Origin of the sequence: Cypionkella sp. (assembly GCF_028290025.1) — a bacterium.
Lineage (GTDB): Bacteria > Pseudomonadota > Alphaproteobacteria > Rhodobacterales > Rhodobacteraceae > Cypionkella.
Genome location: NZ_JAQGKQ010000099.1, coordinates 1 through 14,870, shown reverse-complemented (window position 1 = coordinate 14,870; position 14,870 = coordinate 1). Strand labels below are relative to the sequence as shown.

Here is a 14,870-nt window from a genome sequence, read left to right as displayed (position 1 = left end):
ACCAATTTCGCATTGCCTCAAATATCCCCGCCGGAGGCTCTTAGGCATACCCAAGCGCCACACCTCAAACCTTAACAATCCATGAATCACCGCCGTCTAACGCATTGATTTCATATAAACCACAACTGCGCCACACGTGGACACTAGCCCTCGAACAAATCAGACTGCCCGGGCAGACGGGGCGCATCCAGCCCCAAATGCCGCCAAGCCCGAGCCGCCAACATCCGCCCGCGCGGCGTCCGCTGCAACAATCCCTGCTGGAGCAGATAAGGCTCGATCACCTCCTCCACCGCATCCCGAGCCTCCGACAACGCCGCCGCAATCGTCTCCACCCCGACAGGCCCGCCCCCATAGTGTTCGGCGAGCAGCATCAGATACCGCCGATCCGCGCCATCCAAGCCGATCTCATCCACCCCCAACCGCGTAAGCGCCCGATCGGCAATCGCCCGCGTCAGCCGCCCATCGCCCTCAACCGTCACAAAATCCACCACCCGCCTGAGCAACCGCCCCGCAATCCGAGGCGTCCCCCGCGCCCGCTTCGCAATCTCTCGCGTCCCTTCAGGGTCAGACGGAATGCCCAACAATCGCGCCCCCCGCGTCACGATTAAATCCAGCTCATCTTCGGTATAAAACTGCAACCGCATCGGAATCCCAAACCGATCCCGCAGCGGCGTCGTCAGCAGTCCCAGCCGAGTCGTAGCCCCCACCAGCGTGAACGGCTGCAAATCAATCCGCACCGTGCGCGCCGCTGGCCCCTCTCCGATCACCAGATCGAGCGCGAAATCCTCCATCGCCGGATACAACACTTCTTCCACAATCGGGGAAAGCCGGTGAATCTCGTCGATAAACAGCACATCACGCGGTTCCAGATTGGTCAGGATCGCCGCCAGATCGCCCGGTTTTGCCAGCACCGGGCCAGATGTCATCCGAAACCCCACCCCCAACTCGCGCGCCATAATCTGCGCCAGCGTGGTTTTGCCCAGACCGGGGGGCCCGTGAAATAGCGTGTGATCCATCGACTCGCCGCGAATTTTCGCGCTCTCAATAAACACCCGCAGATTGGCGCGGGCCTCTTGCTGGCCAACGAAATCCTCCAACACCTGCGGGCGCAAAGCCCGGTCGAGGTCTTCCGGCAAAGCTTCGGGGCGCAGATCGGGTTCAGATTTCATCAGCGCGCCTTCGGAGCCAGCAGTTTCAACGCCGCCCGGATCAGGCTCGCGGTGTCAGCCTCAGGTTGATCCAGCACGGTGGTCGAAATCGCCTGCGCCGCCTCGCCATGCGCGTAGCCCAGGTTGACCAGCGCCGACAATGCATCTGCCGAGAAACCCGCGCGATTTTGCGCAACCGTAGGCACTGCAACTTTACGCGGCGCCATCAGCGTCACCGGTTCCAGCACAGAATCGTCCGCCTCAGCCGCGACCGCCAAATTCGCCCCCATCGCCATGATGCTCGGCGCTTTGGCTTTCAACTCCAGAATAATCCGCTGCGCCAGTTTCGGCCCCACCCCCGGAGCCGCCTGAATGGCCCGCTGATCGCCCAAAGTCAGCGCGCGGGCCACGCCATCAGCGCCCAAAGTTCCCATGATCGCCATCGCAGCCTTCGCGCCAACGCCCTGCACCGTGGTCAGCAGTTTGTGCCACTCCTTATCCAGCAGGGTCGCAAAACCGAACAGTTGCAGCAAATCCTCGCGCACCAGCAGGTCGGTATATAAAGACACCGCCTCACCCACCGAAGGCATCGCGGCCAAGGTGCGATCGTTGACATGCACTATATAGCCAACCCCGCGCACGTCGATCAGCACTTGGTCCGACCCACGCCAATCAAGCCGACCCGAAAGTTTACCGATCATCCAACCGCCCTTTTCATCGCCGCCTGCAAGCGACCCGCGCTTTGCAGATGATGCGCGTGGCAGATCGCGATCGCCAGCGCATCTGCCGCATCCGGCCCCGCAATCTTGATGCCGGGCAGCTGCACCCGCACCATATGGTCAACCTGCCCCTTATCGGCATGGCCCACGCCGACGACCGTCTTCTTCACCGCATTCGGGGCATATTCGCCGACCGTCAAACCAAACTGCGCAGGCACCAGCAGGGCAATGCCGCGCGCTTGGCCCAGCTTTAGCGTCGCTACTGCGTCCTTGTTGACAAAGGTATGCTCCACCGCCGCAGCATCCGGCAGGTATTGCCGCAAAACTTCGGTCAGTTGGCTATGCAACGAGAACAGCCGCAGCGCCAGATCGCCAATTTCCTGGCCGGGGGCCGAATGGCAAATGCCGTTGGCGACATGGCTGAGCTTCGATCCCACCACATCAATCACCCCCCAGCCAAGGTTGCTCAAACCGGGATCGATTCCCAAAACCCGCATTCCCGCCCCTTTATTCCTGTATTCGCAGATTTTTTCTGCTTTCGTCAGAATTAGCACGAAAAGTGAACATCCGCCAAGCGCCAAATCGGCTTCCCATCGCCGCGAAGAAAACACTTTGCAGTCGCAGCAAAACGACTATACGCATACGAAAAGCGACGGATTTGGTCGTCGTTTTCAAAACGCCTATTAATTAACGCAAAATCAAGCGAGCCCGGCTATGCAATAGGCGCAATGCAGACATGCTTGCGGCCCCATTGCTTCGCATTCGCAGCATAGATAGATAGGCGTCACCGGGAGCAAGGTGCTGACCGGAAACAAAGTTTTGAAAAGGAATACCGCTATGGCCGCCTATGAGTCGTCCCGCGCGGCGCCACTTGGCGCCATCTCGATTTTCCGTTCTGTTCAGTTCGTTTCGACGTTCGTGAACAGCTTCGCTGCTTGGAACGATGCGCGTATTACGCGCCACGCTCTGGGCAAACTGACTGACCGTGAACTTGATGATATCGGTCTGTGCCGTGGTGATGTGGAATTGATTGGTCGTTAACTCCTTTTGCATTGATCTTAATTTAGATCAATTCATACGGAGACCGACTGATCTGATCGGATGAAAAAAAGGGTCGGTGCCGCAAGGCATCGGCCCTTTGCGTTTGTGCGCTCGCACCGAAACAAAATAAACGCAGGCAAGGCCGCCGTGGCCCGCCTGCGTTTTTCGTTCTGTCAAAATTTGATTGCCGGACGTACTTGCCAAATTCACTGAAACGCCGCGACACCGGCTTTAATTTTGCCCGCCACAAACACCGTGACCGGGTCAGCCTGCATCAGCCATCCACCGAGACGGTCAAAGCCTTCGCCAACCTGCAAAGCCTGCACCCGGTGATCATAAGATTTTGCGCCAACTGAGTGGTAAATCATTGCCTTCAGCCCGAAGCCTGCGCACAGCATGAATGCAATCGGCATAAGATACGAGCGGCGCTTGCGGTGTATTTGATTGAAATGCGAACGCCCGAGCGTTCCGGCTGCATCAAAGCCATAGCCCTGGGCACGCTTCTTTTCAAAGCGCGCAACATTGCTGTAAAAATCTACAAGATTCGGGTCGGCCATCCGAATATCTCCACATTCTCTGGCCCCCGCCTGCATTCAGGCTAGCTGCAGATTATGGCAAAACTTGGGCAGATCGCAAAAGCTGCCGTCATTTTGCCGCTAATCTGCGCCAAACCGTCTTAGTTTCGGCGCATCACCAAGCACGACCATTCGCCCAAATCCTCGCGGGCTTCCGGGCTGAAACCGTTGGCTACATAAGCCGCCGTGATCGAATCGGCCTGCACCACCAGCAAACCTGACAGAATAATAAGCCCGTTTTGCGCCAGATGTTTGGCCATATCGGGCGCGAGTTCGACCAGCGGGCCTTTCAGGATATTGGCGAACACAAGATCATAGGGTGCTGCCTCGGCCAGACGCGGATGTGCGAAGCCCGCCGCCTCCATCGTCTCAATCAGGCCCTGCATGTTGTTGATCGCGACGTTCGCTTCGGCCACCGCCACCGCGACCTCGTCAATATCCGATGCAATAATCAGCGCATCGGGTAGCACGGCAGCGGCGGCAAGCGCCAGAACTGCGGTGCCACAGCCAATATCCGCGACCTTTGATGGCCGGAAGCCCTCACCATACAGCCGATCAAACGCCCGCAAGCAGCCCAGAGTGGTGCCGTGATGGCCAGTGCCAAACGCCACCGTCGCTTCAATTTGGAGCGCGATCTTGTCGTCGGGCACTTTATCAGCGTCGTGGCTGCCATAGACAAAGAACCGGCCAGCGACGACGGGGGAAAGCTCGCGGCGCACTTTTGCCACCCAGTCAATCTCGGGCAGTTCTGACAAAGCGAACGGCTTCGCGTTGAACGCCATCGCCAGCAGTTCCAACACGGCCTCCGACGGAGCCTCTAGGAAATACGCGCCAACCTCCCACAGCCCCGAGTCGTCCTCGATCTCAAACACGCCCACACCCGTGGGTTCAGGCTCCATTTTCTCGATGGCCTCGGCCAAAGCATTGGCGGCGTCTTCGCCCATCAGGGTGGTCAAAGCGGTATAAGTGGGCATTTTGGCGTCCAATCTAGGGTCGCGGACCTAGTAAAAGCTTTGCGGGTCAATGTCGATGGAAAGCCGCAGATTGTTCGGCAGTTTGAACTGGCCCACCCATTCGGCAATCGCGGCTTGCAGGGGCGCGGTTTTCTCGGCCTTGATCAACAGCCGCACCCGATGCCGCCCCCGCACGCGGGCAACCGGAGCAGGCGCTGGCCCATAAACCTGCGCGCCGATTTTGCGCAAAGGCCCATCACGGCGGGCAAGTTCCGCACCGAAATCGAACACCTGCGCCACATCGGGCGACGACAAAATGATCCCCGCCATCCGGCCATAAGGCGGCACCCCCGCCATCCGCCGCTCGGTGGCTTCGGCCCGCCAGAACGCCTCTTCATCGCCGCCCAAAATCGCGCGGATTACCGGATGCTCGGGTTGAAAGGTCTGCAACAGCGCGGTCCCCGGCTTATCCGCTCGCCCCGCTCGCCCTGCCACCTGCCGCATCAGCTGGAAAGTGCGTTCAGCCGCGCGTAAATCTGACCCTTGCAGCCCCAAATCCGCGTCAATCACCCCCACCAGTGTCAGCAGCGGAAAGTTATGCCCCTTGGCGACGATTTGCGTGCCGATGATGATATCCGCAGCGCCTTCGGCAATCGCCACGATCTGCTCTTTCAACGCCCGCGCCGAGCCGAACAGATCCGAAGACAGCACCGCCACCCGCGCATCCGGGAACAAAGCGGTGACTTCCTCGGCCAACCGCTCCACCCCCGGACCAACCGGAGCCATCTTGCCCTCCACCTTACAGGCCGGACATTCGGTTGGGATCGGCTTGGTCGCGCCACATTGGTGGCATTGCAGACGGTTCAGAAACCGATGCTCAACCATCCGCGCATCGCAATCCTCACAGCCAACCTGATGCCCACAGGCACGGCACAGGGTAATCGGCGCAAAGCCACGACGGTTCAGGAACAGCAGCGATTGCTCTTTACGTTCAATCCGCACCTTGATTTCTGCCGCGAGCTTCGGCGAAATCCATGCGTTTGAGGCGAGCTTCTGGCTGCGCATATCAATCGCCTGCATATCTGGCAGTTCCGCAGCACCAAACCGCGCGCCCAAATCCAAGCGGCCATACTTGCCCGCCTCAACATTCGCCCAAGTCTCAAGGCACGGCGTCGCACTCGCCAGAACGATCGGCGCACCGACGATTGCCGCCCGCAGCACCGCCATATCGCGGGCGTTATAGAACACGCCTTCTTCTTGCTTATACGAGGTGTCGTGCTCCTCATCGACCACGATCAGCCCCAGATCGCGGAACGGCAGGAACAGTGCCGAGCGCGCGCCGACCACAAACGAAGCCTCGCCCTGCCCCACCATCCGCCACAGCCGACGGCGTTCGGTCATCGTCACGCCAGAATGCCACTCCGCAGGCCGCGCGCCAAACCGCGCCTGCACCCGCATCAGGAAATCGGCCGTCAGCGAAATCTCGGGCAACAGCACCAACGCCTGCCGTCCCTTGCGCAGACATTCCGCCACCGCCTCCAGATAAACCTCGGTTTTCCCCGAGCCAGTAACGCCCTTCAGCAGCGTCCCCGAATACCCACCCTGCGCGACCAAAGCGACCAGAGCATCCCCCGCCGCCACCTGATCCCCCGCCAACCGCGTATTCGTCACCGGGTTCAACGGAGGATACGGCAAATCGCGCGGCGCGTCCTGCTCCAGCACCACGCCCAGCTTCACCAGCCCCTTCACCACCGAAGGCCCACAGCCAGCTTCCTCGGCCAACTCGCCCAACGTCACCGGAGCCGAGCCAAACCGCCGTAAAGCCTCCACCACGCGAAACCGCGCTTCGGTCATCTGGTTCGGGATCACCGAACCCAAAACGTAGGTTTTCTTCATCGACGGCGGATCGCCCAACCCCGGCGCTCGTGTCGCCAACCGCAGCATCGCGGCCATTGGCGTCAGCGTATATTCAGCCGCACGCGTCAGAAACGTCCGCAATTCTGCCCGCATCGGCGCTGCATCGAGCACGCGATAAACCGAACGCACGCGCGCGGGGTCAAACTTACCGTCGCCCGGCCCCCACACCACACCGATCACCCGGCGCGGCCCCAGCGGCACTTCGACGAAATCGCCGTCGCCGCATCCACCCTCGGGTGCCTTATAATCCAAGCTACGGCCCAAAGGCTCGGTGGTCAGCACGCCAACCAAATCCCCCGCCTGATAGACCCGCTCAACCGCCATCCACTCTTTTCCTTTGTGCGCTGGCCTTTGTGCGCTGGTTTGAGGTAAACCCCGACCCAACCAGTCGCAACCCATCCTGAGGATACGCCGATGAAATTCTTCGTAGATACCGCCGATGTCGCCGCTATTGCCGAGCTGAACGATCTTGGCATGGTAGACGGCGTCACCACCAACCCGTCGCTGATCCTGAAATCGGGCCGCGATATTCTGGAAGTCACCAAAGAGATTTGCGCCATCGTTTCCGGCCCGGTTTCCGCCGAAGTGGTGGCACTCGATGCCGAAACCATGATCTCTGAAGGCCGCAAACTCGCCGAGATTGCACCGAACATCACGGTGAAAGTGCCGCTGACCTGGGACGGTTTGAAAGCCTGTAAGGTGCTGTCGGGCGAAGGTAAAATGGTCAACGTCACCTTGTGTTTCAGCGTCAACCAAGCCCTGATCGCCGCCAAAGCTGGTGCTACCTTCATCTCACCTTTCGTCGGTCGGCTAGACGACATCAACATGGCCGGGATGGAGCTGATCTCTGACATTCGCCAAGTTTACGACAACTTCGGCTTTGACACCCAAATCCTCGCCGCCTCTATCCGCACGGTGAACCACATCACCCAATGCGCACTGATCGGTGCCGACGTGATCACCGCACCGCCTTCGGTGATCAAACAACTCGCCAGCCACCCGCTGACCGACAGCGGCATCGCGCAGTTTATGAAAGACTGGGCGAAAACCGGTCAGAAGATACTGTAAGGCTCACGGTTTTTAAGCGCTTAATCAGAATTTGCTCACGCAATCGGGCGAATTCTGATTCAATATAGTGAACGATATCTGTTCGTATTGGTGAAAAACCGGGATAGGCCAAGCATGATCGACCAAGAGCTGCGCGACAAAATTCTCGCGGAACCCGAGGTTCTGCTGGAAGACCGCGATGTGATGAACGCGCTGATCGGCGCGAATGAGCGGTTGATGGGCAGCAATATCGTCGATCTGCGCGGCATCGCGATGGAGCGGCTGGAGGGGCGGCTTGATCGCCTAGAAGACACCCATCGCACAGTTATCGCTGCGGCTTATGAAAATCTGGCAGGCACCAATCAGGTGCATCGCGCGATTTTGCAGATGATGGACCCGCTCAGTTTCGAAGAATTCCTCAAAACCCTCGCTTCCGATGTGGCGGGCACGTTGCGCGTCGATTGCGTGCGCTTGGTGCTGGAATCGGTGCAAGACGCCGAAGACCCCGCTTTGCGCAAACTGGGCGATGTTCTCTATGTCGCGGCTCCGGGCTTCGTCGGCGAATATATCTCCGGCGGGCGCAATGTGCCGCTGCGGCCAGTGGTGCTGCGGCAAGTGCTGCCGCAATCCGACGCGCTTTATGGTGAGCGTTCGGGCTGGATCAGGTCAGAGGCGCTGATGAAGCTCGATTTCGGCAAGGGACGTTTGCCGGGGATGTTGGTGCTCGGCGCGGAAGATCCGCATCAGTTCAAGCCCACCCACGGCACCGATTTGCTGGCCTTTTTCGCGGGCGTGTTTGAGCGGACGATGCGCCGCTGGCTACAATGAGCCTGACGATCCCGCCCGCACAGCGTGACGCGCTGACGCGTTGGCTGGATCATTTGCGGGCACTGGATGCGGCGGCAACGAATACGTTGACCGCCTATGCCCATGATGTGACAGGGTTTCTCAGCTTCATGGCAGGCCACCATGGCGGCGGCGAAGGCTTGGGCGCTGTGGCAAGGGTCGATCAATCCGACCTGCGGGCTTGGATGGCATATGAACGTGAGCGGGGCATTGCATCGCGCAGTTTGGCGCGTGAACTCTCTGCCGTGAAGAATTTCGTTGCTTGGGTTGCTGACCGCGAGGGCGTCGATGCCACTACCGTGCTGTCGCAGCGCGGTCCAAAATTCCGCCGCAAACTGCCGCGTCCGCTGTCGGTGGAAGGCGCGCGCGATATGATTTCTCAGGTCGGCGAACAGGCTCGTGAAGATTGGGTTGCTGCCCGCGATATCGCCGTGGTGACGCTGCTTTATGGCAGCGGCCTACGGATATCCGAGGCTTTGGGTCTGACCGGGGCCGCCCATCCAATGCCTGAAACTTTGCGGATTATCGGCAAAGGCGGCAAAGAGCGCATCGTGCCGACGCTGCCCGTCATTCGGGCGGCGGTTGCCGAATACGCGCGGCTTTGCCCCTATGATCTGACCCGCACCGAGCCGTTGTTTCGCGGCGTGCGCGGTGGCCCGTTAAACCCGCGGCTGATCGCTTTGGTGATGGAAAAGGCCCGGAAGCAGCTTGGCCTGCCCGCCACCGCGACCCCCCACGCGATGCGGCACAGCTTTGCCACGCACCTTCTGTCGGCGGGTGGTGATCTGCGCTCCATCCAGGAACTTTTGGGCCACGCCTCGCTTTCCACCACGCAGGCTTATACCGCTGTCGATGCCGCTCGCTTGATGGAAGTTTACGAAAAAGCGCATCCCCGCGCCTGATCTGCGCCGCAACCCTTGCCCCGAATCCCTATTTGAGCGATCACAAGACCATGGATATTCGACTTAAAGCTCTTTCCGTTCACTTGCTAACCGCCACCGGCGCGGTGCTCTCAATGTTTGCCATGCTCGCAGCGGTTGAGGGCAATTGGCGCACGATGTTCCTCTGGCTGGTGTTTGCGCTCATCGTCGACGGCATTGACGGCCCGCTAGCGCGGCGCTTCGATACGCCGAAAAACTTTCCAATTTATGACGGCGTGTTGATGGATCTGATCGTTGATTACCTGACCTACGTCTTCATCCCCGCTTATGCTTTGTTCAAGTCCGGCATGTTGGATGGTTGGACCGGCTGGTTCGCGATCATCGCTATCTGCTACGGCTCGGTGATCTATTTCTCCGATACCCGCATGAAAACCAAAGACAAATCCTTCTCGGGCTTTCCTGCCTGCTGGAACATGGTGGTGCTGGTTCTGTTTGCCGTGGCCCCCTCGCAGTGGGTGATCTTGATCGCAGTGATCTTGCTGACCGTGGCGATGTTTCTCAACCTGAAATTCGTCCACCCCACCAGAACGGCGCGTTGGCGCTGGATAACGCTGCCGATGTCGCTCGCTTGGGTGATCTTCGCAGGTTGGGCTGCTTGGATGAACTTCGCCGAAGGCTCACTGGCGCATTGGGGGCTGGTGATCACGTCGCTTTATCTCTGCCTCGCCGGGATCGCGCAACAGATCGTGCCGGATCGGACGACGCGTTAATCTGCCTTACGTGGCCTAACAAAGATTAACCACAACATGTGGTAGAGAACGCCCTAAAAGTCCGCCCCAGCACAAGTCTTTTCCAGCTGGGAGGGTTCAAAGCCGCGTCAGGATCACCCCCGCCACGATCACCGCTGAGGCTATCGCCTTGCCCTTGGTCATTTTCTCGCCAAACGCCAGCCACCCTATCAGCACCGCGAACAGGATCGAGGTTTCGCGCACCGCCGCCACCACTGCGATCGGAGCCTTTGTCATCGCCCAAACCGACACGCCATATGCCCCGTAAGACGCCGCCGCCGCGATCATTCCAACGCCCCACGCTTTGCGATCACGCGGCAACACATCAAGCCCCCGGTAGGCCAGCATTCCGGTCGCAAACAGCAAACCATCCGCCAAAAAGACCCACGCCACATAGGCAATCGCATCGCCAGCCACCCGCGCGCCGTGACCATCGAGCAAGGTATAGCTCGCCGTAGCACAAGCCGACCCCAGCGCAAACGGCAGCATCTTGCGACTTTCCCCGTTAGAGAAAATTCCCTGCGCCATCAGCAAAATCCCGCAGCCGAGCACAAAGATCCCGGCATATTCGTGCAGGGTGAGCGCATCGGCTGGCATCGCCGTCGGCCAAAGCATCGCCAGCACCGGCCCCAACAGCGCCACGATCAACGGCGCAGAGCCGCGCGCAATCGGATAGACCCGGCTCAGGTCGCCATGCTCATAGGCGTAGGTCAGAAACGACTTGTAAAAGAAATGCGCGCAACCCGCCATCAGCACCCATTTCCACACCTCTGGCGCAGGCAATGGGCAGAATGCGGCGACCGCCAGACCGATCGGCACCTCACCAATCGACAGGATAATCATCGCCCCCATCCGCGAGGTGCCGGTTTTGATCAGAGCATTCCAGAGGGCGTGCAGGAAGGCTGAACCTAAGACGGCCAGCAGAATAGCTAAACTCAAAATCAGCCCGCCCTGAATAATTTTACAGAACTGTTACAGAGCCTTTGCGGCGGCGGCAATATCCGGCGTTGCCTTGCCGATAAGGCCAGATCATATCAACAAACTGGCAGCTCCCTCCAGCTTCAACAGAAAGACTTTACTCTCCACGCCACCTTTGGCCGAAAACCCGCCCAAACCCTTGGCCGCCAAAATGCGATGACACGGGATCAACACCGGAATCGGATTAGCCCCGCAAGCCTGCCCAATCGCCTGCGCAGGCGCTCCGATCTCCCTAGCCAGATCGCCATAAGCCCGTGTCTCGCCATAAGAAATAGCCGCCATTGCTCGCCGCACCTGCTCGGCAAAACCGCTGCCATACTCCAACGGCAGATCAAACCGCGTCAACCGGCGTTCAAAATACGCCGTCAGTTGGCGGATAGCCTCAACCAGCAGCGGCGAGTCCGCCTCTGGCCCCTCGTGCCAATGCAGCGCCGTGATCACCCCATCGACCTCCGTGACGCTGATCGGCCCCAGCGGGCTGTGCATCCCCGCTTGCATCATGCCGCCACCGCTAGCGGACGAAACGCCTCGCGCAGCATCTCAGCCAGCCCCTCAATCGCCGCCGAACCGCCGCGCGGATTGCGCTTCAGCACAACGCGGGCACGGTCAACAATGGAGAACCCATCGGCACCAGTCAACTCGCGGCACCCCGGTGGTATCGTGCTTCGCGACAGAGGTGAGATCGCAAGCCCCGTGCGCGCCGCCACCCGTAGGCTGGCCGAAGTGTCACATTCAAACGCCGTCCGCCACGTGATGCTTTGCTGATCCAGACTGCGCAAAGCGAAATCGCGGCACCAATCCGAGCGGAAATAAACCCCCACCGGCACCGGCTGCTGCAAGTGCTGCGCGTGGGCAATTGACGTCACCCACACCGTCGGATCAACACACAAAACCTCATCCCCAGAAGTGTGGCTACTGTCATAAATCACCGCTAGATCAATCTGATCATCGTCCAAAGCCGCTTGCTGCGGTGCGGTGAAATCGCAACGCACCGTCACTTCCACTCCAGGATGGCGTTCAGAAAACGCAGCCAAGGCGCGCGGTAAAATTGTCTCGGCGTATTCATCCGGAATGCCAATCCGCACCGGCCCCGCCAACGGCTTTTCCCGCAAAGCCGTCGCCGCCTCCTCTAGCAAACTCGTGACGCGCCGCGCATACGGCAGCAGTTGCAAGCCCCGTGGCGTCAGCGCCACACCGCGCGGTAGCCGTATGAACAAAGGCTGGCCAAGACTTTCCTCCAGCTTGCGAATTTGCATCGACACCGCCGATTGCGTCCGCCCCACCCGATCCGCGGCAGCCGTCACCGAACCGGTATCCGTCACCGCCAAAAACGCACGCATCAAGTCGCTGTCGAGAGGGATCATCACGTGCTGCCATCTATGAAACCGATGGCAGGCATAATTTCTATTCGTTTGTCTTATGTCAAGGATTCGAGCAAAACAGGCTATCCGAAACGATCCGCACTTTTGCCCGATCCGCCTTTGAAGGAGTCCGCCATGATCCGTAATATCCTCGCCACCCTGCGCCAGCGCCACGCTTTGCGTCAGTCCATCGCCAGCCTTTTGCGCCGCGCCGATGATCATCTGCTTGAGGATATTGGGCTGACCCGCTGCGAAGTGCGGGCTCTGATCGCAGGCAGCGCCGCCGCACTGCCAAAAGCTGGCAATTTTGCGCCGTTCTACGCCTAAGATTTCCCTGATTTGCGGGGGCAGAGGCACACCCTCTGCCCGTTTTTTTTGCCTTTATTCCCAAGCTATGCCCAAAACCCAAGCCGCCCCGGACTTGATCCGGGGCCTCATGGTCAGCCCGGAGGCCCCGGATAAGTCCGGGACGACGATGGCATGCTTAGCCCAAAGCCTCGTTACACCGCTGACACGTCCCCGGATGCTTGTGGCTGCCCACATCCGGCAAAATCCGCCAGCAACGCTGACATTTCTCCCCCTCTGCACGTTCAAACACCACGCCGATGCCCGGCGTATCAGGCAAACGGAACGCCTCAGCCGGTTCAGGATCGGCAGTCAGTTGCAGATCGGAGGTGATGCAGATCTCTGCAAAATCCAGCGATTTCAGCGCAGCCAAGATCGCGGTATCGGCCACATGCACAACAGGCGCAGCCTCAAGACTCGCCCCAATCACCTTCGCCGTGCGCTGCACTTCCAAAGCCCCCGTCACCACACGACGCACCGTGCGGATGCCCTCCCACTTCGCCGCCAACTCAACGTTCAACCATTCCGCAGGCGTTTCCGGCATATCAACCAGATGTACCGAGCTGTCCTCGCCGGGGAAGCGGCACAGCCAAACTTCCTCCATCGTGAACACGAGCACCGGAGCCAGCCAAGTCGTCAAACGGTGGAACACGATGTCCAAAACCGTGCGCGCGGCGCGGCGGCGTTGGCTGTCCACCGGGTCGCAATACAAGCAATCCTTGCGGATATCGAAGTAGATCGCCGACAGATCGGTGGTGGCAAAGGTGAACAGCTTTTGGAACACGCCTTGGAAGTCATAGCGCGCATAGCCGCTGCGCACTTCGGCATCCAACTCCGCCAAGCGGTGCAAAACCCACTGCTCCAACTCGGGCATGTCGGCATAGGCGACCTTCTCGGCCTCATTGAACCCCGCCAAATTCCCCAGCAAAAACCGCATAGTATTGCGCAGGCGGCGGTAGCTGTCGGCGACGCCTTTCAGGATTTCCTTACCGATGCGCAGATCGACGGTGTAATCCGACTGCGCCACCCAAAGCCGCAGAATATCCGCGCCATACTCGTCGATCACCGCTTGCGGGGCGACGGTATTGCCGACCGATTTGGACATTTTCATGCCCTTCTCGTCCAGCGTGAAACCATGCGTTAGCACGCCCCGGTAAGGCGCGCGGCCCTTGGTGCCACAAGCTTGCAGCATCGAGCTATGGAACCAGCCGCGATGCTGGTCGGTGCCTTCCAAGTAAAGGTCCGCAATGCCGTCGCTGCTGCCATCCTCACGGTCGCGCAGCACGAAAGCATGGGTCGAGCCGCTATCAAACCACACGTCCAGCACGTCGAACACTTGGTTATAATGCGACGGATCAACGATGCCATGCAGCACCTTTTCCTTGAATCCTTGCACATACCAAACATCCGCGCCTTCAGCCTCGAACGCCTCCTTGATCCGCGCGTTCACATCATGGTTGCGCAACAGGAAGTCCGCGTCGGTCGGCTTCGCGCCGACTTTCGTAAAGCAAGTCAGCGGCACACCCCAAGCGCGTTGGCGCGACAGCACCCAATCGGGGCGCGCCTCAATCATCGAATGCAGCCGGTTGCGCCCCGCAATCGGCGTCCACGTCACCAACTGGTTGATCGAGTTCAGCGCCCGTGTACGGATGGTGTCGCCATAGGTCGACATGCCATCGTCGAGCGGCTTGTCGATTGCGACAAACCACTGCGGCGTGTTGCGATAAATCACCGGAGCCTTCGAGCGCCACGAATGCGGGTAGGAATGCTTGACCTTACCTTTGGCAAACAAAGCGCCAGCCGCGTGCAGAGCCTTGATATTGCTGACGTTCGCCGCGCCCTCTTTGCCCTCGGCATTGATGATGAACTGCCCACCAAACAGCGGGAGATCGGCGCGATAAGAGCCATCCGCCTCGACATTGTAGGTCATCGGCAGGCCGAATTTCAGGCCCATCTGATAGTCGTCATCGCCGTGGCTGGGGGCAGTATGGACAAAGCCCGTGCCTGCGTCATCGGTGACATGATCGCCGGGAAGAAGGGGGACATCATAGTCCCACTCGCCAGCACCACCTTCGATGCCGCGATAGGGGTGGGCAAGAATCTCAATGGCTTCTGGTCGAACGTATGCGATACGAGAGAATTGCTCGACCTTGGCAGCTTTCATCACATCGTCAGCCAACTTGGCAGCAACGATTAAAAGTTCGCCAACCTTAGCTTGACTGCCTTCTCCAACATCTTCGATTCGCACAAGCTGATATGAGATACCTTCGT

16 protein-coding genes are annotated in these 14,870 nt (G+C 59.5%); 6 read left to right on the top strand and 10 right to left on the bottom strand.

Features of this window, described 5'->3' with window-relative positions; all coding sequences use genetic code 11:
* Positions 1-143: 143 nt before the first annotated feature.
* Genes ruvB through ruvC form a run of 3 tightly spaced genes read right to left on the bottom strand, consistent with a single transcriptional unit; the run spans position 144 to position 2,364 of the window.
* Positions 144-1,172, bottom strand: coding sequence for a Holliday junction branch migration DNA helicase RuvB (gene ruvB, locus JWS10_RS17955; protein WP_299509208.1), 1,029 nt, complete (start codon positions 1,170-1,172; stop codon positions 144-146).
* Complete coding sequence (ruvA, locus tag JWS10_RS17950; RefSeq protein WP_299509173.1) at positions 1,169-1,849, bottom strand: Holliday junction branch migration protein RuvA; 681 nt, start codon at positions 1,847-1,849, stop codon at positions 1,169-1,171. The genes ruvB and ruvA overlap by 4 nt, the downstream gene beginning before the upstream one ends.
* Positions 1,846-2,364, bottom strand: a complete 519-nt coding sequence (ruvC, locus tag JWS10_RS17945) for a crossover junction endodeoxyribonuclease RuvC (protein WP_299509172.1) — start codon at positions 2,362-2,364, stop codon at positions 1,846-1,848. The genes ruvA and ruvC overlap by 4 nt, the downstream gene beginning before the upstream one ends.
* Before the next feature lie 340 nt (positions 2,365-2,704).
* Between ruvC and JWS10_RS17940 the strand changes: the two genes are divergently transcribed.
* Positions 2,705-2,908, top strand: coding sequence for a DUF1127 domain-containing protein (locus tag JWS10_RS17940; RefSeq protein ID WP_299509171.1), 204 nt, complete (start codon positions 2,705-2,707; stop codon positions 2,906-2,908).
* A gap of 206 nt (positions 2,909-3,114) precedes the next feature.
* Here JWS10_RS17940 and JWS10_RS17935 read toward each other — a convergent pair whose 3' ends face one another.
* From JWS10_RS17935 to JWS10_RS17925, 3 genes are all read right to left on the bottom strand, one after another.
* Positions 3,115-3,465, bottom strand: a complete 351-nt coding sequence (locus JWS10_RS17935) for a hypothetical protein (protein WP_299509170.1) — start codon at positions 3,463-3,465, stop codon at positions 3,115-3,117.
* A gap of 119 nt (positions 3,466-3,584) precedes the next feature.
* Complete coding sequence (locus tag JWS10_RS17930) at positions 3,585-4,457, bottom strand: 50S ribosomal protein L11 methyltransferase (RefSeq protein WP_299509169.1); 873 nt, start codon at positions 4,455-4,457, stop codon at positions 3,585-3,587.
* A 27-nt stretch (positions 4,458-4,484) separates the two neighbouring features.
* Complete coding sequence (locus tag JWS10_RS17925; RefSeq protein ID WP_299509168.1) at positions 4,485-6,677, bottom strand: primosomal protein N'; 2,193 nt, start codon at positions 6,675-6,677, stop codon at positions 4,485-4,487.
* A gap of 90 nt (positions 6,678-6,767) precedes the next feature.
* On the opposite strand from JWS10_RS17925, the gene fsa reads away from it, so the two are divergent.
* From fsa to JWS10_RS17905, 4 genes are all read left to right on the top strand, one after another.
* A complete protein-coding gene (gene fsa, locus JWS10_RS17920; RefSeq protein ID WP_299509167.1) occupies positions 6,768-7,421 on the top strand; it encodes a fructose-6-phosphate aldolase in 654 nt (217 codons plus the stop codon).
* Positions 7,422-7,535: 114 nt separating this feature from the next.
* Positions 7,536-8,228, top strand: coding sequence for a DUF484 family protein (locus tag JWS10_RS17915; RefSeq protein ID WP_299509166.1), 693 nt, complete (start codon positions 7,536-7,538; stop codon positions 8,226-8,228).
* Entirely contained in the window at positions 8,225-9,148 is a 924-nt protein-coding gene (locus JWS10_RS17910; protein ID WP_299509165.1) for a tyrosine recombinase XerC, read from the top strand. Before JWS10_RS17915 ends, JWS10_RS17910 begins: the two co-directional genes overlap by 4 nt.
* A 50-nt stretch (positions 9,149-9,198) precedes the next feature.
* Positions 9,199-9,897, top strand: a complete 699-nt coding sequence (locus JWS10_RS17905; RefSeq protein ID WP_299509164.1) for a CDP-alcohol phosphatidyltransferase family protein — start codon at positions 9,199-9,201, stop codon at positions 9,895-9,897.
* 96 nt (positions 9,898-9,993) lie between these two features.
* Here the strand turns inward: JWS10_RS17905 and JWS10_RS17900 are convergent, their stop codons facing one another.
* The 3 genes from JWS10_RS17900 to JWS10_RS17890 all read right to left on the bottom strand — a co-directional run bounded on the left by JWS10_RS17900 (position 9,994) and on the right by JWS10_RS17890 (position 12,257).
* Positions 9,994-10,854: an EamA family transporter gene (locus JWS10_RS17900; protein ID WP_299509163.1), complete on the bottom strand. Its 861-nt coding sequence runs from the start codon at positions 10,852-10,854 to the stop codon at positions 9,994-9,996.
* Between the two features lie 90 nt (positions 10,855-10,944).
* A complete protein-coding gene (locus tag JWS10_RS17895; protein ID WP_299509207.1) occupies positions 10,945-11,391 on the bottom strand; it encodes a methylated-DNA--[protein]-cysteine S-methyltransferase in 447 nt (148 codons plus the stop codon).
* Positions 11,391-12,257 carry a LysR substrate-binding domain-containing protein gene (locus tag JWS10_RS17890; protein WP_299509162.1) on the bottom strand — a complete coding sequence of 289 codons (867 nt, stop codon included), beginning with the start codon at positions 12,255-12,257 and terminating at the stop codon, positions 11,391-11,393. The genes JWS10_RS17895 and JWS10_RS17890 overlap by 1 nt, the downstream gene beginning before the upstream one ends.
* 132 nt (positions 12,258-12,389) lie before the next feature.
* Between JWS10_RS17890 and JWS10_RS17885 the strand changes: the two genes are divergently transcribed.
* A complete protein-coding gene (locus JWS10_RS17885) occupies positions 12,390-12,581 on the top strand; it encodes a DUF1127 domain-containing protein (protein ID WP_299509161.1) in 192 nt (63 codons plus the stop codon).
* A gap of 157 nt (positions 12,582-12,738) precedes the next feature.
* Here JWS10_RS17885 and JWS10_RS17880 read toward each other — a convergent pair.
* Positions 12,739-14,870 (bottom strand): class I tRNA ligase family protein (locus JWS10_RS17880; RefSeq protein ID WP_299509160.1); only part of this gene is annotated, 2,132 nt, incomplete at its 5' end.